Origin of the sequence: Janthinobacterium sp. 344, from assembly GCF_900112025.1 — a bacterium.
Classification (GTDB): Bacteria; Pseudomonadota; Gammaproteobacteria; order Burkholderiales; family Burkholderiaceae_D; genus Janthinobacterium.
Window position 1 is genome coordinate 1 of sequence record NZ_FOKL01000020.1, and the last position, 21,572, is coordinate 21,572.

Annotated in this window: 16 protein-coding genes; 7 read left to right on the top strand and 9 right to left on the bottom strand. The window is 63.6% G+C overall.

Translation table 11 applies throughout. The features are described 5' to 3' along the window. Positions 1–336 precede the first annotated feature (336 nt). Entirely contained in the window at positions 337–2,295 is a 1,959-nt protein-coding gene (locus BM193_RS27805; RefSeq protein WP_092804597.1) for a sigma-54-dependent Fis family transcriptional regulator, read from the top strand. Between the two features lie 12 nt (positions 2,296–2,307). Here the strand turns inward: BM193_RS27805 and BM193_RS27810 are convergent, their stop codons facing one another. From BM193_RS27810 to adh, 5 genes are all read right to left on the bottom strand, one after another. Continuing rightward, on the bottom strand, positions 2,308–3,291 hold the full coding sequence (locus BM193_RS27810; RefSeq protein WP_092804594.1) for an FAD:protein FMN transferase: 984 nt from the start codon (positions 3,289–3,291) through the stop codon (positions 2,308–2,310). Beyond that, a complete protein-coding gene (locus BM193_RS27815; RefSeq protein WP_254786460.1) occupies positions 3,288–5,459 on the bottom strand; it encodes a 4Fe-4S binding protein in 2,172 nt (723 codons plus the stop codon). Before BM193_RS27815 ends, BM193_RS27810 begins: the two co-directional genes overlap by 4 nt. A gap of 5 nt (positions 5,460–5,464) precedes the next feature. Next, positions 5,465–6,625 (bottom strand): porin, encoded by a 1,161-nt coding sequence (locus BM193_RS27820; protein ID WP_175533449.1) that lies wholly within the window; start codon positions 6,623–6,625, stop codon positions 5,465–5,467. 300 nt (positions 6,626–6,925) lie between these two features. Continuing rightward, complete coding sequence (locus BM193_RS27825) at positions 6,926–7,309, bottom strand: DUF779 domain-containing protein (RefSeq protein WP_092804589.1); 384 nt, start codon at positions 7,307–7,309, stop codon at positions 6,926–6,928. A gap of 9 nt (positions 7,310–7,318) precedes the next feature. After that, complete coding sequence (adh, locus tag BM193_RS27830) at positions 7,319–8,839, bottom strand: aldehyde dehydrogenase (protein ID WP_092804586.1); 1,521 nt, start codon at positions 8,837–8,839, stop codon at positions 7,319–7,321. Between the two features lie 387 nt (positions 8,840–9,226). On the opposite strand from adh, the gene pedF reads away from it, so the two are divergent. Next, positions 9,227–9,652, top strand: coding sequence for a cytochrome c-550 PedF (gene pedF, locus BM193_RS27835; RefSeq protein ID WP_254786461.1), 426 nt, complete (start codon positions 9,227–9,229; stop codon positions 9,650–9,652). Between the two features lie 125 nt (positions 9,653–9,777). On the opposite strand, the gene BM193_RS27840 is transcribed toward pedF, so the two are convergent. Beyond that, positions 9,778–10,098, bottom strand: coding sequence for a high-potential iron-sulfur protein (locus BM193_RS27840; RefSeq protein WP_092804580.1), 321 nt, complete (start codon positions 10,096–10,098; stop codon positions 9,778–9,780). Positions 10,099–10,376: 278 nt separating this feature from the next. Here BM193_RS27840 and BM193_RS27845 point away from each other — a divergent pair, with 278 nt between their 5' ends. Genes BM193_RS27845 through BM193_RS27860 form a run of 4 tightly spaced genes read left to right on the top strand, consistent with a single transcriptional unit; the run spans position 10,377 to position 15,530 of the window. Further along, positions 10,377–12,248, top strand: coding sequence for a methanol/ethanol family PQQ-dependent dehydrogenase (locus tag BM193_RS27845; protein ID WP_092804577.1), 1,872 nt, complete (start codon positions 10,377–10,379; stop codon positions 12,246–12,248). Continuing rightward, positions 12,248–12,883, top strand: coding sequence for a pentapeptide repeat-containing protein (locus tag BM193_RS27850; RefSeq protein WP_092804574.1), 636 nt, complete (start codon positions 12,248–12,250; stop codon positions 12,881–12,883). Before BM193_RS27845 ends, BM193_RS27850 begins: the two co-directional genes overlap by 1 nt. A 15-nt stretch (positions 12,884–12,898) precedes the next feature. After that, positions 12,899–13,351 (top strand): c-type cytochrome, encoded by a 453-nt coding sequence (locus BM193_RS27855; RefSeq protein WP_092804571.1) that lies wholly within the window; start codon positions 12,899–12,901, stop codon positions 13,349–13,351. 25 nt (positions 13,352–13,376) lie between these two features. Then, the gene (locus tag BM193_RS27860; protein WP_092804568.1) at positions 13,377–15,530 is read left to right on the top strand and encodes a TonB-dependent receptor family protein; all 2,154 of its coding nucleotides are present in this window, start codon (positions 13,377–13,379) and stop codon (positions 15,528–15,530) included. Between the two features lie 20 nt (positions 15,531–15,550). Here the strand turns inward: BM193_RS27860 and rtcA are convergent, their stop codons facing one another. The 3 genes from rtcA to BM193_RS27875 form a co-directional block, all read right to left on the bottom strand. Next, positions 15,551–16,570, bottom strand: coding sequence for an RNA 3'-terminal phosphate cyclase (gene rtcA, locus BM193_RS27865; RefSeq protein ID WP_092804565.1), 1,020 nt, complete (start codon positions 16,568–16,570; stop codon positions 15,551–15,553). Between the two features lie 17 nt (positions 16,571–16,587). Then, on the bottom strand, positions 16,588–17,823 hold the full coding sequence (locus BM193_RS27870) for an RtcB family protein (protein WP_092804562.1): 1,236 nt from the start codon (positions 17,821–17,823) through the stop codon (positions 16,588–16,590). A gap of 272 nt (positions 17,824–18,095) precedes the next feature. Beyond that, a complete protein-coding gene (locus BM193_RS27875) occupies positions 18,096–19,667 on the bottom strand; it encodes a vWA domain-containing protein (protein ID WP_092804559.1) in 1,572 nt (523 codons plus the stop codon). Positions 19,668–19,873: 206 nt separating this feature from the next. On the opposite strand from BM193_RS27875, the gene rtcR reads away from it, so the two are divergent. After that, positions 19,874–21,478: an RNA repair transcriptional activator RtcR gene (gene rtcR / locus BM193_RS27880; protein ID WP_092804556.1), complete on the top strand. Its 1,605-nt coding sequence runs from the start codon at positions 19,874–19,876 to the stop codon at positions 21,476–21,478. Positions 21,479–21,572: the final 94 nt, after the last annotated feature.

Below are 21,572 nucleotides of genomic sequence, written 5' to 3' on the forward strand. Positions count from 1 at the left end.
TACTGCTTTCGCGCTATCGACAAAGCGTTGTGTTTGTCAGCTGCGAAGAAGGAAGAGTATGAAGCGTTTCGGCTAATTCGTCAACCTTCTTTTTTCACCCTGCTTCACTCGGCATTTACATGCGTCGTTCAGCGAGGGGGAGAATTATAGCCAAGGCCCGCGCGCCCCGCAAGGGCTATTTTTCAGCTGGCACCTACTTTGCTTATTGCCGTTACAGCAACAGCATGCAGCCGTGCTTTTGCTCACTTTCTGCACAGGTGCTACATTATGGAACACCAGTGCAGGTACAGAGAGCCGCGCCCACGAGCAGCGGCCAACCGAGACAAAGAGAACACTATGCACCGTCCGACTGCTCCAGATCCGAACAGCTCTACCGCCACGTCCGCATGGTCAGAGAACATGCCGCTGATTATCGAGACCTCCCACCGGCGCTCCATCGACTATGGCTTGCAGCCGGAATCCCCGGCGGACTTCAGCCCGCTGGCGCGCAGCGACCTGTCCGTGCTGATCGAACAGAATCGCCTGCTGCATGCGCACGCCGTGCCGGCCATGGAAACGCTGTACCAGCAAATCATCAACACCCACAATATGGTGATACTGACGGATGCCACCGGCGTCATCGTGCACTCGCTGGGCGACGACGATTTCCTGGAAAAGGCCAACCGGGTGGCGTTGCAACCGGGCGTAGCTTGGTCCGAGGCCACCAAGGGCACCAATGCCATCGGCACGGCCATCGTGGAAAAATCGCCGGCGCTGGTGCATGCCGACCAACACTACCTGGCGGCCAACCACTTCCTTACCTGTTCGGCGGCGCCCATTTCGGACCATCTGGGCAATGTCATCGGCGTGCTCGATGTCTCCGGCGACCAGCGCAGCTTCCACAAGCACACCATGGCGCTGGTGCGCATGTCCGCGCTGATGATCGAGAACCAGCTGTTCTCCGCCACCTTCGAAGATGCCATCACCCTGCACTTCCACACACGCCCCGAATTCATCGGCACCCTGATGGAAGGTATCGCCTCGTTCAGCCCCGGTGGGCGCTTCCTGGCCGCCAACCGCAACGGCCTGTTCCAACTGGGCCTGCCTTTTTCGGCGCTGCAATCGCATACTTTCAGCTCCCTCTTTGGCTTGCCTGTCTCGGCGCTGTATGAACACTACCGCACCGCCGCTCCCGGCCTGCTCAACCTGTGCATGCATAACGGCGTGCGCGTGCTGGGCCGCGCCCAGCTGCGCCTGGCGAACAGCGTGTTCCAGCATTCGCTGGCGGGCGAGCGGACAGCGCCTGCCGTTCCTGCCAATGCGGCCGTCGCCGCCAACCAGGCAGCGGCCCAGGCGCGCAGGCTGTCCGGGCTGCGCTACCTGCGCACGGGCGACCAGCAGCTGGAACTGGTGATTGACAAGGTCACGCGCGTGCTGGGACGCGACATTCCCATCATGATCATGGGCGAGACTGGCACGGGAAAAGAATTGCTGGCACAAGCCATCCACAACGATTCGCCACGGGCCATGAGCCCTTTCGTCGCCGTCAACTGCGCCTCGATACCGGAAACCTTGATCGAATCGGAACTGTTCGGCTATGAAGACGGGGCATTCACGGGCGCGCGCAAGAAAGGCGCCGTCGGCAAAATCCTGCAGGCGAATGGCGGCACGCTGTTTCTCGACGAAATCGGCGACATGCCATTCAGCCTGCAGGCGCGCTTGCTGCGCGTGCTGCAGGAACGCATGGTCACGCCGCTGGGCAGCGACAAGTCGATTCCCGTCAACGTGGAACTCATTTGCGCCACCAACCACAATCTGCGCGAGCGCATGGCCAAGGGCCTGTTCCGCGAAGACCTGTACTACCGGCTCAATGGCCTGGTGGTCAAGCTGCCGCCGCTGCGCGAGCGCACCGACCTGGAAACGGTGGTCAGGAAAATTCTCGCCACAGAAGCGGAGAATGGCCGCTATCACGTGTCGCCCGAGATCCTCGCGCTGTTCCGCCAGCACCGCTGGCCGGGCAACTTCCGACAGCTCACGAACCTGCTGCGCACCGCCATCGTCATGGCCGGCGACGAGCATGAAATCTGCCTGCGCCACATGCCGGACGATTTCCTCGACGATATCGACCAGGGCGCGCCTCCGGATCCTGCTGCCAGTCCCGAACGTCTTCTGGCACAAGGGGCCAATCTGGAAGAGATGGAACAATCGGTGATCCTCAAGTCGCTGGAAGCGAATGGCGGCAACGTCTCGGCCACGGCGCGCGCGCTGGGCGTGTCGCGCAATACGATCTACCGCAAGATCCCCAATCTCAAATAAGCGCAAGCTGCCTCACGCCGCGTTGACTGGAAAGCCGGGCGAGCGCCACGCCCTTCCCTGCTTGTCGATGGCCAGCAGGTCGACGCCGGGCAGGCTGGCCGCCAATGCGGCTGCCCGTTCGCGCCCCAGCACCATGAAGGCGGTCGAAAGACCATCGGCCAGCATGCCCGTGTTGGCCATCACCGTCACGCTGGCCAGTTCCTGCGGCGAGTCACCCAAGGCCGGATCGAAAATGTGGTGATGGCGGTAGTCCGGCGTGAATGCGGTGGCGTAATCCCCGGAGGTGGCCACGGCGCAGCCATGAATATGCAAGGTCGCCGCCAGCGCCTGCGCATCGCGCGGGTCACGCACACCCACGGTCCACGGCTGGTGCGCGCGCTTGCGGCCATGCGCCATCAATTCGCCCGTATCGAGCAGCGCATGCCGTATTCCATGCGCGCGCAGCGCCGCCAGCGCCATGTCCGCCGCGTAGCCCTGCGCCAGGCCGTTGAGCGTGAGCGCCATGCCGGGCCGCGCGAAGCGCACCTGCTCCGCATCGAACGCCAGGTCACGCCAGCCCGTCAGCGCCAGCGCGGCGCGCCGCTGTTCTGGCGTCGGCAAGGCATGGCGCGACGCCGCCTCGCTGAAAGCGCCCCACAGAGGCTGGACCGTGATGTCGAAAGCGCCATCCGTCCAATCGGATAATGCGCGCGCCTGCGCCAGCACGGCCAGCAGCTGCGCATCGGGCCGGCGCAGCACGCCCTGCCGGTTCAACTGGTACACCTGGCTGTCCGGGCGATAAATGCTCATCAGGCGATCGACCCGCTGCACCGCCGCCAGCGCATCGCTGATCGCCTGTGCCGCCAGCTGCGCATCCGCGTGCACCAGCGCGACCGTGATCGTCGTGCCGAAAGCCAGCGCCGCCCCCGTATGTATCTGATCATGCGCCGGCCAGGCAGCAAAGACACTGGCGCCCATGGTGCCCAGCGAGGCGGCGATAAAAGTGCGGCGTTTCATGATACGGCTCCCTGGTCGCGATGAATCGTGATCGTGCGCGCGCGTTTGCGCTCCAGCAGGCGCGGCGCGCATTTCTGCTCGCTTTCGTGGATGACGACGCAGTCCATGCACTGGAAGCATTCCGCGTACACCACCGCGCCATCGGGTTCAATGGCCTGGTAGTCGCAGCGGTGGCGGCAGGTCTGGCATGGCGTGCCGCATTCGGCACGGCGCGGAATCCAATCCAGCAATCTGAAACGTCCCAGCAGCGCCAGCGAAGCGCCCAACGGACACAGATAGCGGCAAAAGAATTTGTGGACAAACGCGCTGGCAGCGAGCAGCGCCAGCGCGTAAGCCACATACGGCCAGGCGCGCACGAAGTTCAGCGTAATCGCCGTCTTGAACGGTTCGATCTCCACCAGCGCATCGGTCTTGCCGCCCGCGCCATCGAGCCAGGCGACGATGACGACCAGCGCCAGCGCGAGATATTTGACGCGCTTGAAGCGCATATCGGTAGCGCCGCGCCATTTCAGCTGCGGGACCCGGCACAGGCGTGCCAGCTTGCCCACCAGTTCCTGCAGCGCGCCGAAGGGGCACAGCCAGCCGCAGAACGTGCCGCGTCCCCACAGCAGCAGCGATACCAGGACAAAACTCCACAGCGCCACGGTCATGGGATCAAACAGCAGAAAGGACAAGCTGCGCCCCGCCACCAGCGCCTGCAGCGCGCCCGTGAGGTTCACGATGGAGAGCTGCGCCTGCGCGTGGTAGCCGATGAAGCCCAGCGTGAACAGCAAGTAGGCGAGACGAAACCACTGGAAGCGGCGTGCATGCGCGCTGAGCCGGCGCGGCAGCGACAGGGCCAGCGCCAGCACGGCCAGTCCGATGGCGAGGATCAGCAGATCTCCCCGGCGTTCCTGCCATGCGCCGTGCCAGGCCTCCTGTTTGCCGGCCGTCCAGCCGCTGACGAAACGCGGCGCGATGCGATAGGCGAGCGGCAGTTCGCGCGTGATGCGCTCCGGGTAGAACTGCCCCTTGCTGCGCGTGACGGGCAGCGTGAAATCGAATGGGGCGCCCGGATCGAGTCCCGCCTCGGCGGGCACGCGGAACAGCGTCAGGCTGGCATCGGCGGGCACGGGCAAGCCGGGCAGCAGTTTCAGGTCCAGATCGAGGTCGCGCATGTCGATGGCCAGCTGATCCTGGCGCAGCAGCAGGCGTTCGGGGATGCCGCCGCGGATGAAATCGTCGCCCGGCACGCGGTGGCGCCCGGACGATATGACGAGGATGGCCTGGTCGCCCTCTTCTATCCACGGCTTGAGCTTGCGCAGGCTGTCCGGTGTCAACAGGCTGTGCGCCACGCTGGGCACGGAGACGAAGGCCAGGTACAAATCGATGAACGTATGATCGGGCTGGCGCAGCGCCTCCTCGTCCAGCCGGGCGCCTTCGCTGCCCGCGTACAGGCGCTCCATGTCGCCATTGCTCACGCGCAGGTGCCGCAGCAGGCCCTCATCGAGCAGGCCCTGGAAGGTGAGCGCCTCCAGCACCTCCGGCCGCACGCGCACCATGCTGCCCGCCGCGCGCGCCTGGCCAAAGCCCAGCTTTTGGCGCGACACCAGCAAGGCGGCGGCCAGCACACTCTCGTTGATGATGCGCACCGAGACGGTGGCCTTGGAAATGCCGTCGATGTAGACGCGCGAGGCATCGGGGTGGCGCGCGCGCCGCGTGTTCGTCTCGATGCTGATGTTCTGCTTCAGCGACACGCCCTGGTACTGCTTGACGAACTCGAACAGGGGCGCTTCGCCCAGGCCGTACTGGAACACGGGTTCATGCTGCGACAACACCTCGACGCCGATGAAACGTCCGGACGGATCGATGGCAATCAGCAGGTTGACGGGCACGCCGGAAAAACCCGGCAGCGGCGCCAGGTCGGCCGACTCGAACACATAGGCGGCCAGCTCGCTGCCGCCGCCGCCCTGGCGAAACAGCGGCCACACGGGCAGCTCACTATCGCGCTCGCCCACCAGCAGCGGCGCGGGAAAGCGCCGTGCCAGTTCGGCGCTGCTCATCACGCCCGCCTGGACAGGCGAAGCGCCGAGCAGCAGCGCCAGCACGCCCGCCGCCAGGCATAGTGCCAGGACGAACGCGCGCCGGCAGCGGGCGACAACGCAGAGGCAATGCTCCCTGTTCATCATGCGCGTCAGAAGAAGATGATGCCGCCCAGCGAGCCGCCATGCATCCTGGCCTCGCCGCCATCAAACCCCTTGGAGCGCGTCCGCCCCGCTTCGCCCACCAGGGTAATGGCCGGCGTCAGCGCGTAGTACAAGCCCAGGGTCAGGTTGGCGTTCGACTTCAGGCCGCCCGTGCCGACGGTATTCTCGCTATTGCGGCTGATGCCGTAACCGAGACCCAGCTTCAGCGACGGCGCCGGCTTGTACGTGCCCTGCACGAAATACGCGCGCGTCGTGACGTCGCCCTGGTCGGCGTCGGACAGAATGCCCAGGCCTTTGCCGCTCTGGACGTTGGCGATGATGCCGGCGTTGCCTGCCTGGTAGGAAGCGCCCGCCTCCACGGCGCGCATCGTGAAGTCGCGCGCGCCTGCGGCGATGGCCTCGAACTTCTGCGTCTTCGCCCCCAGCCAGCCCTTGAAGCCGCCGGCCGCATAGGACAGCTGCGCCTGCGCTTGCGGGCTCGATTTCGTGGAGTAGGCCGGTGCCGCGACGATGGGCGTGTCAGCCACGGGGCTGACAAGCGCCACATCCAGGCCGATGCCGCTGCCGCCGAACAGCGACTTCGGCGTACTGTAGGCGATCTGCCCGTAATAGCCCACGTAGCTGTAGCCGGCGCCGATGTGGCCCAAGGTCACGCGCCCCCGCTGCGTGGCCTGCACCGGTGCGCCGGCACCGATCAGCGTCATGTCGCCAAAGATGGCGGAGGCGCCGAAGATGCCGTTGTCGCGCCCCAGCTTGACGGTCCCCATGCGCGCATTGCCGAACGTGAAATATGCCTGGCGCACGTCGATGCCGCTGTTGGCGGAGATCGCGCTGTCGGTGGCGGTGGCGTTGTACATGCCGATCAGGGCCTTGATATCGTAGTCGCCCTGCGTCGAGGTGGCCGACGTCACCAGGCCATTGGGCAGCAAGCCATTGCCGATGGTGGTGCGCTTGCTTTCACCGCCGCAGCCCAAGGCATTGCCACCCAGCGCCAGCCCGCCGACCGCATCGCCACTGCACGCGACATGCGTGTAATACGCGTTGACGATGCCGCCCAGCGAAACAGTCCAGTCGCCGGCCTTGAAATCGACGGCTTGCGCGGCGTGGCTGGCGACGGCAAGCGCGCCCAGCATGCATAATTTTTTCATTCTCATCTCCCTGATTGGTTTTTTTATCGGATCGAGCATCGCGCGTGATGTCGATCTGATCATGGCAATTTGCATGCCTGGCACGCCACTGGGAGAGACAGGAGATGAGATGGCACATCTGTGCAGAATCGGACCAGCGCTGTCACCAACGCTGTTCCGATTCTGAGCGCAGCAATTTCTGAGCGCCGCAATAAAAGCGAACGCGCAAAAAAAACTGACGGCCGTAGCCGTCAGCTAAACCCCCGTCCGCGCGGGCGAGGAGACAACGCCCGCGCACTTGCGGACCCAGGCAACAACAACTTACATCTGCTTCACCGGCGGATGCTGCAACTGCGCCAGTTCCGCGTCGGTGAACAGGCGCGACCTGGTGAGGAAGCGCCGGCCCGTGCCGTTATCGAGCGAGAACATGCCGCCATTGCCGTCGACCACGTCGATGATCAGCTGCGTATGCTCCCAGTACGCGAACTGCTCCAGCCCCATGTAGAACGGCGTGCCGTTCAAATTACCCAGGTAGACGTCGGAGTCGGAAATATCAAATTCCCCCGCCGCGTAGCACATGGGCGCGCTGCCATCGCAGCAGCCGCCAGACTGGAAGAACATCAGCGGACCATGTTTCTGCCGCAGGGTGGCCAGCATGTCGAGTGCGGCCGGCGTGGCCGTCACCCTTTCAATGGCATTGTTCATCACCGTTCCTTAGAAGAAGCCCAGCGCGTTGGGGCTGTACGACACCAGCAGGTTCTTGGTCTGCTGGTAGTGGTCCAGCATCATCTTGTGGTTTTCACGGCCGATGCCCGACTGCTTGTAGCCGCCGAACGCGGCGTGGGCCGGATACAGGTGGTAGCAATTGGTCCACACGCGGCCCGCCTGGATGGCCCGTCCCACGCGGAAGGCGCGCGAACCGTCGCGCGTCCACAGGCCCGCGCCCAGGCCGTACAAGGTATCGTTGGCGATGCGCAGCGCATCGGCTTCGTCCTTGAAGGTCGTCACGGAAACCACCGGCCCGAAAATCTCTTCCTGGAAGATGCGCATGCTGTTGTCGCCCTTGAAGACGGTCGGACGCACGTAGTAGCCGTCTTTCATGTCGCCGCTCTGCACATGGCGTTCGCCGCCGGCCAGCACTTGCGCGCCCTCCTGCTTGCCGATGTCGATATACGACAGGATTTTTTCCAGCTGCTCCTGCGAGGCCTGCGCGCCCAGCATGGTGGACGCATCGAGCGGGTTGCCCTGCTTGATCTTCGCCACGCGCTCGAGGGCGCGGGCGATAAACGCTTCATAGATCGATTCCTGGATCAGCACGCGCGACGGGCAGGTGCACACCTCGCCCTGGTTCAGCGCGAACATGGCAAAGCCTTCCAGGCACTTGTCGAAGAAGGCATCGTCCGCATCCATCACGTCGGCAAAGAAGATGTTCGGCGATTTGCCGCCCAGTTCCAGGGTGACGGGAATCAGGTTCTGCGCCGCGTACTGCATGATCAGGCGGCCCGTGCCCGTCTCGCCCGTGAATGCGATCTTGGCGATGCGTTTATTCGACGCCAGCGGCTTGCCCGCTTCCAGGCCATAGCCGTTGACGATATTGAGCACGCCGGGCGGCAGCAGGTCGCCGATCAATTCGATCAGCACCATGATGGACGCCGGCGTCTGCTCGGCCGGTTTGAGCACCACGCAATTGCCGGCCGCCAGCGCGGGCGCCAGCTTCCACACCGCCATCAGAATGGGGAAATTCCACGGGATGATCTGGCCCACCACGCCCAGCGGCTCGTGGAAGTGATACGCATAGGTTTCCGAGTCGATCTGCGCCACCGAGCCTTCCTGCGCGCGGATGCAGCCGGCGAAATAGCGGAAATGGTCGATCGCCAGCGGGATGTCGGCCGCCGTGGTTTCGCGGATCGGCTTGCCGTTGTCGATGGTTTCCGCCGTGGCGATCAGGGCCAGGTTCGCTTCCATGCGGTCGGCGATCTTGTTGAGGATATTCGCCCGTTCCGTCTGCGATGTCTTGCCCCACGCTTCCTTGGCGGCATGGGCGGCATCGAGCGCCAGTTCCACGTCCTCCGACGTGGAACGCGCCACTTCGCAAAAGACCTGGCCCGTGATCGGCGTGATATTGCCGAAGTATTCACCTTTGACAGGGGCGACGAATTTGCCGCCAATATAGTTGTCGTAGCGCTGCTTGAAGGGATTGGCTACGCCCAGTTTGCTGATGTCTGCCAGATTCATGTCGTCCTCTTTCTCGTTGGTGTTAGCTTCGATGAAAGCCGCCGCGAGGCGGCCATTGGGGATGTGTCAGGTGATCCTGATCTCTTGTTTTGCAAATGCCGTGCCAGCAGCCAAATTACAACGACACGGCGACTCTGGCGGCCAGCCGCCCTGCGCACTGCGTCAAATGGGATCAGCCAACAGCGCCGCCTGTTCCGTTTCTGAACAATGGAACAGCTACCCCGACAGATATACGATGACAGATCGATTGGCATACCGCTTGCTAACCCTGTCCGGGACGCGACTACGCGCATAACCAGACCGGAGACCAGCATGACACCATCTATTCCTGCCACCATGAACCCAACCGCCCGACGCCTGCGCCTTGCCGCCGGCGGCCTTGCCTGCATGCTGGCGGCCGCGGCCGTATGGGCGCACGGCAACATGACGCCGCAAGCTGTCGATACATCCACACTGCCACAATTGGGCCCCGAGTGGCGCACGGAAAACCCCTACCGCCAGAATGCCGAGGCGATCCGTATCGGCAGCGCCGCCTACACGCAAAACTGCGCCCGCTGCCACGGGCTGGAAGCCGTCTCGGGCGGCATGGCGCCGGACTTGCGCAAGCTCGACAATGACTGCGCGGCGCTCACCGATGCCAAGAAAAAAGATGCTTGCGCGCAAGAAATTGACCAGTACGTGCTCGATACCGTGCGTCACGGCCGCGCCCGCAATGGCGCCGTCTACATGCCGCCGTTCGAGGGCGTGTTCAGCCAGGAGGCGATCTGGGCGGTGAAGGCCTACCTGGAAACGCGGCGCGAGCAGACGCTGTAAGAGCTTGTGACGCGGCGCCAATCGGATGGGCGAGGTGGCGCCTCGCTCATCCGACACGGCTGACGCCGGAACTATCGTCGGATCACGGCCGTGCAGGCCTGCTCCGACCTGCCCTCCTTGCCGGCTCAGCCCGGCGCCTTGGCCCACGCCATGCACCAGCCCGGCCCCGCGATCTGCTTGCGGCCGAACATGGCGCAGCCGGCCCACGGATCATCCTTCTTGCCCTGATAAAAGGAACAGTTGTTGCAGCGCTGCGCTGCCGCATGCTGCGGATATTTTTTTGTGTCGACCTTGGCCGTGTCGTGGCGGTAGCCGAGCGCCTTGGCCTGGTCGCTGTCCTCGTCCACACGCGGTGGCGCCGACTGGGCGCCGGCCAGCGAGGCGGCGCCCATGCCGCCGATGGCGAGCAGCTGGCAAATGAAGTGGCGGCGTGGTACATCATGCATGGTGGTCTCCTTGTCCGTAATAAGTAATAAGTCATGGCAAAGGCAGCGTCGGCCTTCCAGCGAGATCCCTCAGCAACCCCTGTGCCAGCCCGCCCGCGCCGGGCATGGCAACACCACGCTGTTGCAAAACAGGACAAGGCGGCATCGGCGACTGTGGCAGGACGGCGCACCCCTCTCCTCCAGCACAGCGCGACAAGGCTGGCACGCATGTTGCTGAACTATCCACAGCGACCACGTCGCAAGACCACCATGACAATACTTATAAAAGGGAGACCAGCATGCAGCCAGTATTTCCACGTCCAATCGCCTTCGCCATCCTTGCCCTGATCGCCAATGCCGCCAGCGCGGGCGACAGCAAGGTCACCTGGGACGACATCGCCAATGCCGACAAGGGCACCAGCCAGGTGCTCAGCTACGGCCTGGGCCTGAAGGCGCAGCGCCACAGCCTGGCCAAAAAGATCAACACGAAAAACGTCGAGCAGATCGTGCCCGCCTGGACCTTCTCGTTCGGTGGCGAAAAACAGCGCGGCCAGGAAGCGCAGGCGCTGGTGCACGATGGGGTGATCTATGTCACGGCTTCGTATTCGCGCATTTATGCGCTCGACTCCAAGACGGGCAAGCAGCTGTGGGCCTACGAACACCGCCTGCCCGACGATATCCGCCCCTGCTGCGACGTGGTCAACCGCGGCCCCGCCATCTACGGCGACAAGATTTATTTTGGCACCCTGGACGCGCGCATCGTCGCCCTGAACAAGAACACGGGCAAGGTCATGTGGAATGAAAAATTCGGCGACCAGAAACTGGGCTACACCATGACGGGCGCACCGTTCATCATCCGCGAAAAAGGCGGCCGGGTGCTGCTCATCCACGGCAACTCCGGCGATGAATTCGGCGCCCAGGGCTGGCTGTTCGCGCGCGATCCGGAAACGGGCGCGGAAGTCTGGGCCCGTCCCCTGGTCGAAGGCCATATCGGCCGCGCCGACGGCAAACCAAGCACGCCGACGGGCGACGCCAAGGCGCCCAGCTGGCCACGCGACAAGGACGGCAAGCTGCGCGAAGCATGGGAACACGGCGGCGGCGCGCCGTGGCAGACGGCTTCCTATGACCCGGAAACGAACACCATCATCATCGGCGCCGGCAATCCCGCGCCATGGAATACCTGGGAGCGCACCAAGGAAGGTGACGATCCGCGCAACTGGGACAGCCTGTTTACGTCGGGACAGGCGTATGTGGACGCCAGCACGGGCGAGCTGAAAGGCTTTTACCAGCACACGCCGAACGACGCCTGGGATTTTTCGGGGAATAACTCGGTGGTGCTGTTCGACTACAAGGATGCCAAGACGGGCAAGCTGGTCAAGGCGAGCGCGCATGCGGACCGCAATGGCTTCTTCTACGTGACCGACCGCACCAAGCTGGCGACGGGCGCCGGCTATCCGAACAAGCCCACTTCCCTGATCAACGCCTGGCCTTTCGTCGACGGCATCAACTGGGCCAAGAGCATCGACCTGAAGACGGGCCGCCCCGTGGAGAACGGCAAGCGCCCGCCGCTGCCGGAAGCGGGCGCCGACAAGGGCAAGGCCGTCTTCGTCTCGCCGCCATTCCTGGGCGGCACCAACTGGATGCCGATGTCGTATTCGCCGGACACGGGCCTGTTCTATATCCCCGCCAACCACTGGGGCATGGATTACTGGACCGAGCAAATCCACTACAAGGCCGGTTCCGCTTATTTGGGCCAGGGCTTCCGCATCAAGCGCCTGTATGAAGACCACATCGGCACCCTGCGCGCCATCGATCCGAAGACGGGCAAGATCGTCTGGGAAAACAAGGAAAAGTTCCCGCTGTGGGGCGGCACCCTGACCACCGCCGGCGGCCTGCTGATCACGGGCACTTCGGACGGCTTCGTCAAGGCCTTCGATGCGAAGACGGGCAAGGAACTGTGGAAGTACCAGACAGGGTCCGGCGTGGTCTCCGTGCCCATCACCTGGGAACAGGATGGCGAGCAGTACATCGGCCTGGCCAGCGGCTACGGCGGCGCCGTGCCGCTGTGGGGCGGCGACATGGCGGAGCTGACCAAGCAGGTGACGCAGGGCGGCAGCTTCTGGGTCTTCAAGCTGCCGAAAGCGCCATCGGCCAAGATGGCGGCCAAGTGATGCGGGCGCCGGAGCGCAGTACCGGCCCCGGCGCGCTGCGTGGCTCGGCATGGCGAGTGCTGGGCCAGGCTTTATGCCTGGCCGCACTCGCCTTGCCCGCCGCCGCGCAGATCGTCAACGGCGTGGCGGAGCCGGAAGTCACCATCGTCAACGGCTGCCACCTGTGGCCATACGCGCAATGCGCAAATGCCGACCTGCGCGGCGCCAACCTGGTGGGCAAGGATCTGCACGGCGCCGACTTGCGCGGCGCGCGCATGATGCGCGCCAACCTGCGCAGCGCCAACCTGGCCGGCGCCCTGCTCGATGGCGCCGACCTGACGGGCGCGATGGCGTTTTCGCTCAACGCGCCTGGCGCCTCGTTCCGCAACGCCAGCATGGCCGGCATCAACCTGGAAACGAGCCGCCTGATGCGCGCCGACATGCAAGGCGCCGACATGCGCGGCGCCAGCCTGGAGGCGGCGCGCCTGAACATGGCCAACCTGGCCGACGTGGTGCTGGTGGATGCCGACCTGCAGGAGACCAAGTTCTGGGGCACCAACCTGAAGAACGCCAAGCTGGAGCGCGCCATCCTGCGCTTCACCATTTTCCCCGATGCCAACCTGGAGGGCTGCAGCGGCTGCCCGACGGACTGGTGATACCGGAGCGCCGCCATGCATCTTTCCGCCTCGTCCACCACCTTGTTCACCGCCTTGTTCACGCTTTTGCCCATGCTGCATGCCCAGGCGGCCGACACCCTTCCCGCTCCGAGCGCCCCTGCCGCCATCGCCCTGGGCGCCACCATTTACCAGGCCAACTGCGCCCGCTGCCACGGCGAACAGGCGAGCACGCCGTCGGCCGAAGCGCCCGATCTGCGGCGCCTGAACAGCTTCTGCAGGCCGCTGAAAGACCCGGCGCTGCAACGGCGCTGCCTGCAGGATGTCGATGATTACTTTATCATGTCGGTAAATACCGGCAAAGTCCGCGCGGGCATTATCTATATGCCACCGTGGCGCGACGTGCTGACGGCACAGGAAATACGGGCTGTGCGCAGCTTCATCGACAGCCGCCCGCTCCCTCCACCCCGGCTCAAGACCAGCGTCGACGCAGACCACGATGCGCACTAGCGGCAGCAACCTATCTGGAGAAAATATGAAGCAGCACCCTGTTCGTTTGAATGCGATCGCCGCGCTATTTGCGCTGGGCGGAAGCGCCTGCGTAGCGGTATCGGCCACGGCCGCCGCACCCGCCCCTGACGCCAACGCGGACGCCTTGCCGATGGCGGACGTCGTGGTGGTCAGCGCCACGCGCGTCGGCCATGCCAGTTTCGACATGCCCGCCTCGATCGACGTGATCGACAGCGCGCGCATCCAGGACGGGCAAATGCGCGTGAATGCCTCCGAAGCGCTGGCCGCCGTGCCGGGCCTGGTGGTGCAGAACCGCCAGAACTACGCGCAGGACCTGCAGATTTCCTCGCGCGGCTTCGGCGCCCGCTCGGCCTTCGGCGTGCGCGGCGTGCGCCTGATCAGCGACGGCATTCCCGCCACCATGCCAGATGGCCAGGGCCAGGCGGCCACCTTCAACCTCGATACGGCGGAACGCATCGAAGTGCTGCGCGGCCCCTTCTCCGCCATCTACGGCAACCACTCGGGCGGCGTGATCCAGCTGTTTTCAAAAGACGGCCAGAACCCGCCGTCGGTGGAACTGAATGTCACGGGCGGCAGCTACGGCACGAACAAGGTGGACCTGAGCGCGCAGGGCCAGGCAGGCGGCATCGGCTACGTGCTCGATGGCTCGCGCTTCCGCACGGATGGTTTCCGCGACCATAGCGCCGCTACGCGCGAACAGGCCTTTGGCAAGATCACCGTCAAGCCGAATGCGGACAGCAAGCTGACCATCGTCGCCAACAGCCTGCACCAGGGGAATACGCAAGATCCGCTGGGCGCCACCTGGGCCACGTTTGCGCGCGACCCGCGCGCCGGCGAAATCGACCAGACGGATACGCAAAATCCGAAACGCACCCTGGCCGAACGCTATAACACGCGCAAGAGCATCGACCATCAGCAGATCGGCGCCACCTATGAGCAGCGCTTTGGCGACGACCGCCTGCACGTGACGGCCTATGGCGGCAACCGCGACGTGATCCAGTACCAGGCATTCACCAAGGGCTTCCAGGCGCCGGCCAGTCATTCTGGCGGCGTGGTCGATTTCCAGCGCAACTTCTATGGCGTCGACACCAACTGGCTGCACGTGAACCAGCTGGCCGGCGGCAAATTGAGCACCACCATCGGCGTCGATTACGGCCGCTCCAGCGACGACCGCACGGGCTATGAAAACTATATCGGCAATACCTTCGGCGTGAAGGGCAAGCTGCGCCGCGACGAGCGCGATGTCGTCTCCAGCCTCGATCCGTATATCCAGACCGAATGGGAAAGCGGTCCGTGGATGCTCAGCGCCGGCCTGCGCTACAGCAAGATGAAAGTGGAAGTGACGGACCATTTCCTCAGCAATGGCAATGACAGCGGCAGCCTGGAATACAGCCACACGACGCCGGTGCTGGGCCTGCGCTATGCCGTCTCGCCCACGCTGAATGTGTACGCCAGCGCCGCGCGCGGTTTCGAAGCGCCCACCTTGAACGAGCTGTTTTACTCGGGCGCGGGCGGCGGCTTCAACTTCAACCTGAAGCCGGCCACCAGCACCAACCTGGAAGCGGGAGTCAAGGCGAGGATCAACCATAACACGCGCCTCAACGCGGCCGTGTTCCAGATCCATACCAATGATGAACTGGTGGTCGACAGTTCCAGCGGTGGGCGCACCAGCTACAAAAATGCCAGCAAGACCCTGCGCCAGGGCGTGGAAGTGTCGCTCGACTCCAGCCTGCCGTACGGGTTCACGACGAAACTGGCGCTGACCAGCCTGCACGCCGTATACGACGAAGCGTTCAACGGCGTGCGCGAAGGCAGCCGCCTGCCCGGCGTCCCCAGCGCCAACCTGTTTGCCGAACTGGCCTGGAAAGACACGTTCGACCGCTACGGCGCTGCGCTGGAAGGCGTGGCCGCCAACAAGATCTACGCGGAAGACAGCAATGCCGAAAAGCCGGCGCCCGGCTACACGGTCGTCAACGCCCGGGTCAACGCCAAGCAAAGCGTGGGCAACTGGCGCTTCAAGCAGTTTGCCCGCCTGAACAACCTGTTCGACCGCACGTACGTCGGCTCCGTCATCGTCGGCGACAGCAACAAGCGCTATTACGAAGCGGCGCCGGGACGCAACTGGCTGCTCGGCGTCAGCGCGCAGTACGTCTTTTAAATCACAAGCGTCTGTCCGGGTCAGGCCGGGTGCGCGGTGCATAGCACGCTGCGCGCCTGCTGTTCAAAGCTGAAACGCACGGGCAGGAAGCGGGCAATGACATCCGCGTTCGTCAGCGCATGCTGCGTGACCTCGCTGGCGGTGAAAGCCCCGCCGCCAGCGAGCGCCATCGGCAGCATCAGCTGGTCCGCCAGGTGCGCGCCCACGGCCGCATCGGACTTCACGTAGGCCCGCACCTCGTTCAACAAGCGCTTGGCCACCGTTTCGGCCAGCACCGACTTTTCGCCAAAAGAGGCAAACACTTCGGTCACGTGCGCATGTTCCAATGTCAGCAGCAAGACATTGCCCGGCCCCTGGTCGGCCGGCAAACCGCCGATGCGCAGCTGCTTTCCACTCCAGCCCATGCCGCTGGCGACGCGCTCCAGTTCGCGTTGCGCCACGCCGACATGCACGCCGGCGATAAAGCTTTCCGCGAAACCGTTTGTCCGCTCACCGCGCTGCAGCAACTCGATGCGCTGCAGGCGCTGGCAGGGCTGCACCGTAGCGCGCACCTCGCCGCCGCCAGCCGGAAAGAAACCGAAGCGCCGTAATTCAAAATCCACGTTGGCGCCCATTGCCGCCAGCACGCGTCCGTAGGCGCGCTGCAGAAAGTGCACGGGAGGCGCCATCGCATTGTGCGTGCCGCCCGTGACCTGCACGCAGGACGGCGCGTCCGCATACAGCAAGGCCGGCAGCAGGGTTTGCAGCACCAGGGTGCTGCTGCCAGCGCTGCCGATGGCAAAACGAAAATCGCCGCTGCGGATGGGACCCGGCTCGAATTCGAGCGTCGTCGCGCCCAGCGCCACCGGCGTCGTGCGCGCCTTGCACACTTGCGCGGCCGCCTGCACGGCCACCAGGTGCTGGCGCAGCAAGCCAGGCTTGCTCCTGCCCGCGCGGATATTCACCAGCCGGAACGGCTGGCCCGTGATCATGGACAGCGTCAGCGCCGAACGCAAAATCTGTCCGCCGCCTTCACCGACGGCACCATCTATTTCGATCATTCCCACTCTCTTTACTGTTAACCTTTGACGCAGACGACCTGCTTCAGGATATGCACGACATCGACCAGTTCGCGCTGCGCCAGCATCACCGCGTCGATATCCTTGTAAGCCATCGGAATCTCATCAATCACATTGGCATCCTTGCGGCACTCGACGCCTTCGGTGGCAAGGATCTGGTCATTCAGGGTGAAGCGCCGCTTCGCTTCCGTGCGGCTCATCGTGCGCCCGGCGCCGTGGCTGCAGCTATGGAAACTCTCGGCATTGCCTTTGCCGCGCACGATAAAGCTCTTCGCGCCCATGGAGCCAGGAATGATCCCCAGCTCGCCCGCGCGGGCCGATACGGCGCCCTTGCGCGTGACCAGCACGTCCTTGCCGAAGTGGTGCTCCTTCTGCACGTAGTTATGGTGGCAGTTGACGGCTTCCACATGCGTCTGGAACGGTTTATGGATCACCGTGCGCACTGCGGCGATCAGGTTCTGCATCATCACTTCGCGGTTATTGCGCGCAAAGCGCTGGGCCCAGCCCACCGCTTCCACGTAATCGTCGTAATGCTGCGTGCCTTCGGCCAGGTAGGCCAAGTCCTGGTCGGGCAGGTTAATAAAATGGGTGCGCATATCCTGCTTGGCCAGCTCGATGAAATGCGTGCCGATGGCATTGCCCACGCCGCGCGAACCGGAATGCAGCATGAACCAGACACTTCCCTGTTCATCGAAGCAGACTTCGACGAAATGGTTGCCGCTCCCCAAAGTCCCCAGGTGGCGGTGATTGTTCGTGTTTTTCAGCTTTGGCGTCTTCAGGCAGATCGCATCGAATTCATCCTTCAATTGCATCCAGGCGGCATCGACCACGGAAGGCGGCGTATGCCACGAACCCTCGTCGCGCCCCCGGTGGCCGCGCGTCTTCGGCGACATCCCGTGCGGAATCGCGCGCTCGATGGCGCTGCGCAGCGGCCCCAGATTATCGGGCAGATCATTCGCCGTCAGCGTGGTCTTCGCCGCCATCATGCCGCAACCGATATCCACGCCCACGGCCGCCGGAATCACGGCGCCCAGGGTAGGAATCACGCTGCCGATGGTCGAGCCTTTGCCCAGGTGCACGTCGGGCATGACGGCGATGTGCTTGTAGATGAACGGCAGGGTCGCCGTGTTGCGTAATTGTTTTTTGGCCGCTTCTTCGACAGGCACGCCACGCGTCCACATTTTCACGGGACGGCTGCCTTCGGTATGCAGGACTTCGTATTCTTCGTTTTTCATCGCTATGCTCTTCTTTTATTGTATTGGGGGTGATGACAAGGATTGGTGAAACATTGCCGACGCATCGGCTCTGGATGGAGTTCCACCGGCATTCATCAGTACGACAACCCGACAAGGCGGGACAGGATTGTCTGCCAGGCGCACTGCGTCTGGCAGGCCGGTTTGACGCGGCTGATCGATGTAATCCTGTCGGCATTCGGGGTACTGCGGCGCGTGACAAGCCTGGACAGGACGCCTCTTATGTAGTCTTGTCCGCATTCATGCGCTTTACTTCAACACTCTGGTGCCGCGATATCGATGGCGGCGATTTCGCCCGCCCAGTGGGCCGCCCCCAGCTGGCCGGCGGCAAAGGCGGCGATGATCCGGAAGACGTCGTCGGAAAAACCGCCGATATTCAGGATATCCTCGCGCTCCATCGCCTGCGTCGTGGCATGCGGCGAAATATCGATGCAGACCAGCTTTGCTTGCGGATTACGCTGTCTAAAGACAGCCCACTGTCCCATCGTCGCCGTGGCGCCGCTGCGCTTTGCGTCGATCCACGATTCGTTATCGGACACATAGATCACCAGGTCGGCCAGCTCCTGCTTGGCGTTCATGCGCAACAGGGGCGCGCTGCAATTGGTGCCGCCACCGCCGATGGCCGCCAGCCTGGCCGCATTCGCCATCACGCTGTCATCCGCGCCAAGTGCGCACTGCACCACGCTGTGCTCGAACGGCAGCACCATGGCATCCGGATTCTTGCGCAGCATGGCTGCCGCCACCAGCGCCGCCACGTCGATGCAGCGCACGTTCGAGGTGGCGCTGCCGCGAAAGCCGCTGACGGGCGAGGCCATCGAGCCGGAAACGTCAGGACACACCACCACCTTGCCGGCAATCCGCGGCACGTTCGCCAGCGATATTTCCAGCGCCTGCTCCAGCGCATCGCGCACGATGGACGGCACGTTCTCGCCGGTCGCCATGTACGCCGACATCAGCTGGTACGGAAACACGCGCGAGCTGGCGATCGCCTCGGGATCGCGCAGCTTGGCGGCGATCAGTTCCGGCATGCCGGCTAAGTCGTACACGCCATGGCGGGCAAAGGTATTCAGATTCATGCGCACCATCTGCCAGCCGCCATGGCGGGCGATCTGCGCCCACGCCTGTGCGTTCATGGGCATCGCCGTCAGCATCTGGAACGGCACCTCCGGTATCGGCTGCGCAGGATCGGCCTTGTATGCCTCGAACGCAGCCAGCGCCGGCGGCAAGGCATCGCGTTTGTATTCCTTGCCGATCAGCCAGGCAAAGAATGCCTCCCGCCACGCTGCCTGCGGTGCCGGGTGCACCATCTTCACCACGTCGGCCAGCGATGGCGCATTGCCCACGGCGGCGGCCAGCAAGGCCTGCTCGGATGCGCTGTTCAACCATGCCTGGACCAGCTTTTTCGGACGCGATCCCAGCGACTTGCGGCCCACGGCGCCCGAACGCATGATTTGCACGAAGTTGCGCAGCATCTTGCCGTTGTTAATCACGCGCTGGAAGGCCTGCGTCAATTGCGCAGCACCCTGCCCCGCCAGCACGGCCACCAGCAAGGCCGGCATGTCTTTCATGTAGCCCCGCTCGCGGCAATATACGGCCGTTTGTGCGATGAAGGCTGGCTCGACGGCCTGGCACAGCTCGATTACTTTCGCCAGCTGCGCTTCGGCGCTGGCATAGAACGTCGTGTTCAGGCAGCCGGTGGCCGCATATTGGGCCAGCTGATGGCGTGGCGTCAGCGCATACGCGGGCGCGCCTTCGGCATTGCGCGCCAGCGCCGCTGGCAAGGTCGCGGTCTGTTGTGCGCTCTGGAATAACTGGGCGTTGGCCATTTTTCGTTCCTCTCTGCTCTCTACGTTTATCTCGTTGATCTCTCCTCTATTGCAAGCGCTGTGCCAGCTTTAATGATTTTGCCAAAAATAAATGTAAGCCATTGATTTTAATGCATAATATTCTCATGCGCGCTTGGTATTGAAAACATCCCAGCGATTACGATTTCGAATACAATTATCTTTTCAGATAAATTATTATCCAGGATATGCAAGCAAAACGCACCGTCGTCATCGGCTTTCTCGGCACGCAGCTCGACAATGGCAGGGGAGCGGCACGCTGGGAAAAGTGGCGCCCCAGCGTCGCGCTGACCCAGCATGAAGACAGGATCATCGACCGTTTCGAACTGCTGTACGCCGGCGAGCAGTTTGCCAGCCTGGTGCGCCAGGTGTCGCAGGATATCGCCAGCGTCTCGCCTGAAACCAGGCTGGTCGCCCATGACCTGCCCATCAGCGATGCCTGGGATTTTGAAGACGTGTATGGCGCGCTCTACGATTTTGCCAACAGCTACGCCTTCGATCCGGACAAGGAGGAATACTGGATCCACATCACCACCGGCAGCCACGTGGCGCAAATCTGCATGTTCCTGATGACGGAAGCCCGCTATTTCCCGGGCCGCCTGGTGCAAACGTCGCCGCCGAAGCGGCAGGCCGCCGGCAATCCGGGCAGCTACGCGCTGATCGACCTCGATCTGTCGCGCTACGACCAGATCGCCCAGCGTTTTACGCGCGAGCAGGCAGAAGGCGTGGCCTTCCTGAAGTCCGGCATCGCCACGCGCAATGCAAAGTTCAACAGCATGATCGCGGAAATCGAGCGCGTCGCCATCAAGTCAAAAGCGCCCATGCTGCTGATGGGACCAACCGGCGCCGGCAAGTCCTTCCTTGCGCGCCGCGTGTATGAATTGAAAAAATCGCGCCATCAGATCGATGGCAAATTCATCGACCTCAATTGCGCCACCCTGCATGGCGATGGCGCAGCGTCCACCCTGTTCGGTCATATCAAGGGTTCATTCACGGGTGCGGGTGCGGATAGGCCAGGCTTGCTGCGCAGCGCGCACAAAGGCTTGCTGTTTCTCGATGAAATCGGCGAACTGGGACGCGATGAACAGGCCATGCTGTTGAAAGCCATCGAAGAGAAGCGTTTTTTCCCCGTCGGCGCCGACACGGAGGTGCAAAGCGACTTCCAGCTGATCGCCGGCACCAACCGCGACCTGGGAAAAGAAGTGGCCGCCGGCCGCTTCCGCGAAGACCTGTATGCGCGCATCAATCTGTGGACGTACGAATTGCCGGGTCTCGCGCAGCGCCCCGAGGATATCGAGCCGAACCTGGATTACCTGCTGGCGCAGTATGGTGCGGAGACGGGCGAAAGAGTGCGCTTCAACAAGGAAGCGCGCGACCGCTTCATGCGCTTCGCCGCCTCGCCATCGGCCGCATGGAAGGGCAACTTCCGCGATCTGTCCGCCGCCGTGACGCGCCTGGCCACCCTGTCGGAAGCGGGGCGCATCACCGATAGCGTGGTCGACGAAGAGATCAGGCGATTGAACCGGATGTGGCAGCATCATGATGGGCGAACCGGTCGTCCGGAAGTGGACCTGGCAGAGCTGATGGGAGAGCAGGCGGCAGCGCAACTCGATCTGTTCGATGCGCTGCAGCTGCAGGCAGTCATCCAGGTGTGCCGGCAGTCCAACAGCCTGTCCGATGCGGGCCGCACATTGTATGCCATCTCGCGCGAGGCAAAGGCGAAACCAAATGATGCGGACCGGCTCAAGAAATTCCTGGCCCGCTTTGATCTGGAATGGGACAGTATTAGATAACAGAGGCAGCGCGCAGCGCTGCCTTTTTTTCGTCTGCTGAACAGCCGGGGTCAGCCCCTCCATGCCGCAAACGCAGGGGCTTGCGCGGTCGCCC

Excerpts from the sequence above, each read along its gene's own strand:
- BM193_RS27805 (WP_092804597.1), top strand. The coding sequence starts at position 337 with ATGCACCGTCCGACTGCTCCAGATCCGAACAGCTCTACCGCCACGTCC.
- BM193_RS27810 (WP_092804594.1), bottom strand. The coding sequence starts at position 3,291 with ATGAAACGCCGCACTTTTATCGCCGCCTCGCTGGGCACCATGGGCGCC.
- BM193_RS27815 (WP_254786460.1), bottom strand. The coding sequence starts at position 5,459 with ATGATGAACAGGGAGCATTGCCTCTGCGTTGTCGCCCGCTGCCGGCGC.
- BM193_RS27820 (WP_175533449.1), bottom strand. The coding sequence starts at position 6,625 with ATGAAAAAATTATGCATGCTGGGCGCGCTTGCCGTCGCCAGCCACGCC.
- BM193_RS27825 (WP_092804589.1), bottom strand. The coding sequence starts at position 7,309 with ATGAACAATGCCATTGAAAGGGTGACGGCCACGCCGGCCGCACTCGAC.
- adh (WP_092804586.1), bottom strand. The coding sequence starts at position 8,839 with ATGAATCTGGCAGACATCAGCAAACTGGGCGTAGCCAATCCCTTCAAG.
- pedF (WP_254786461.1), top strand. The coding sequence starts at position 9,227 with ATGCTGGCGGCCGCGGCCGTATGGGCGCACGGCAACATGACGCCGCAA.
- BM193_RS27840 (WP_092804580.1), bottom strand. The coding sequence starts at position 10,098 with ATGCATGATGTACCACGCCGCCACTTCATTTGCCAGCTGCTCGCCATC.
- BM193_RS27845 (WP_092804577.1), top strand. The coding sequence starts at position 10,377 with ATGCAGCCAGTATTTCCACGTCCAATCGCCTTCGCCATCCTTGCCCTG.
- BM193_RS27850 (WP_092804574.1), top strand. The coding sequence starts at position 12,248 with ATGCGGGCGCCGGAGCGCAGTACCGGCCCCGGCGCGCTGCGTGGCTCG.
- BM193_RS27855 (WP_092804571.1), top strand. The coding sequence starts at position 12,899 with ATGCATCTTTCCGCCTCGTCCACCACCTTGTTCACCGCCTTGTTCACG.
- BM193_RS27860 (WP_092804568.1), top strand. The coding sequence starts at position 13,377 with ATGAAGCAGCACCCTGTTCGTTTGAATGCGATCGCCGCGCTATTTGCG.
- rtcA (WP_092804565.1), bottom strand. The coding sequence starts at position 16,570 with ATGATCGAAATAGATGGTGCCGTCGGTGAAGGCGGCGGACAGATTTTG.
- BM193_RS27870 (WP_092804562.1), bottom strand. The coding sequence starts at position 17,823 with ATGAAAAACGAAGAATACGAAGTCCTGCATACCGAAGGCAGCCGTCCC.
- BM193_RS27875 (WP_092804559.1), bottom strand. The coding sequence starts at position 19,667 with ATGGCCAACGCCCAGTTATTCCAGAGCGCACAACAGACCGCGACCTTG.
- rtcR (WP_092804556.1), top strand. The coding sequence starts at position 19,874 with ATGCAAGCAAAACGCACCGTCGTCATCGGCTTTCTCGGCACGCAGCTC.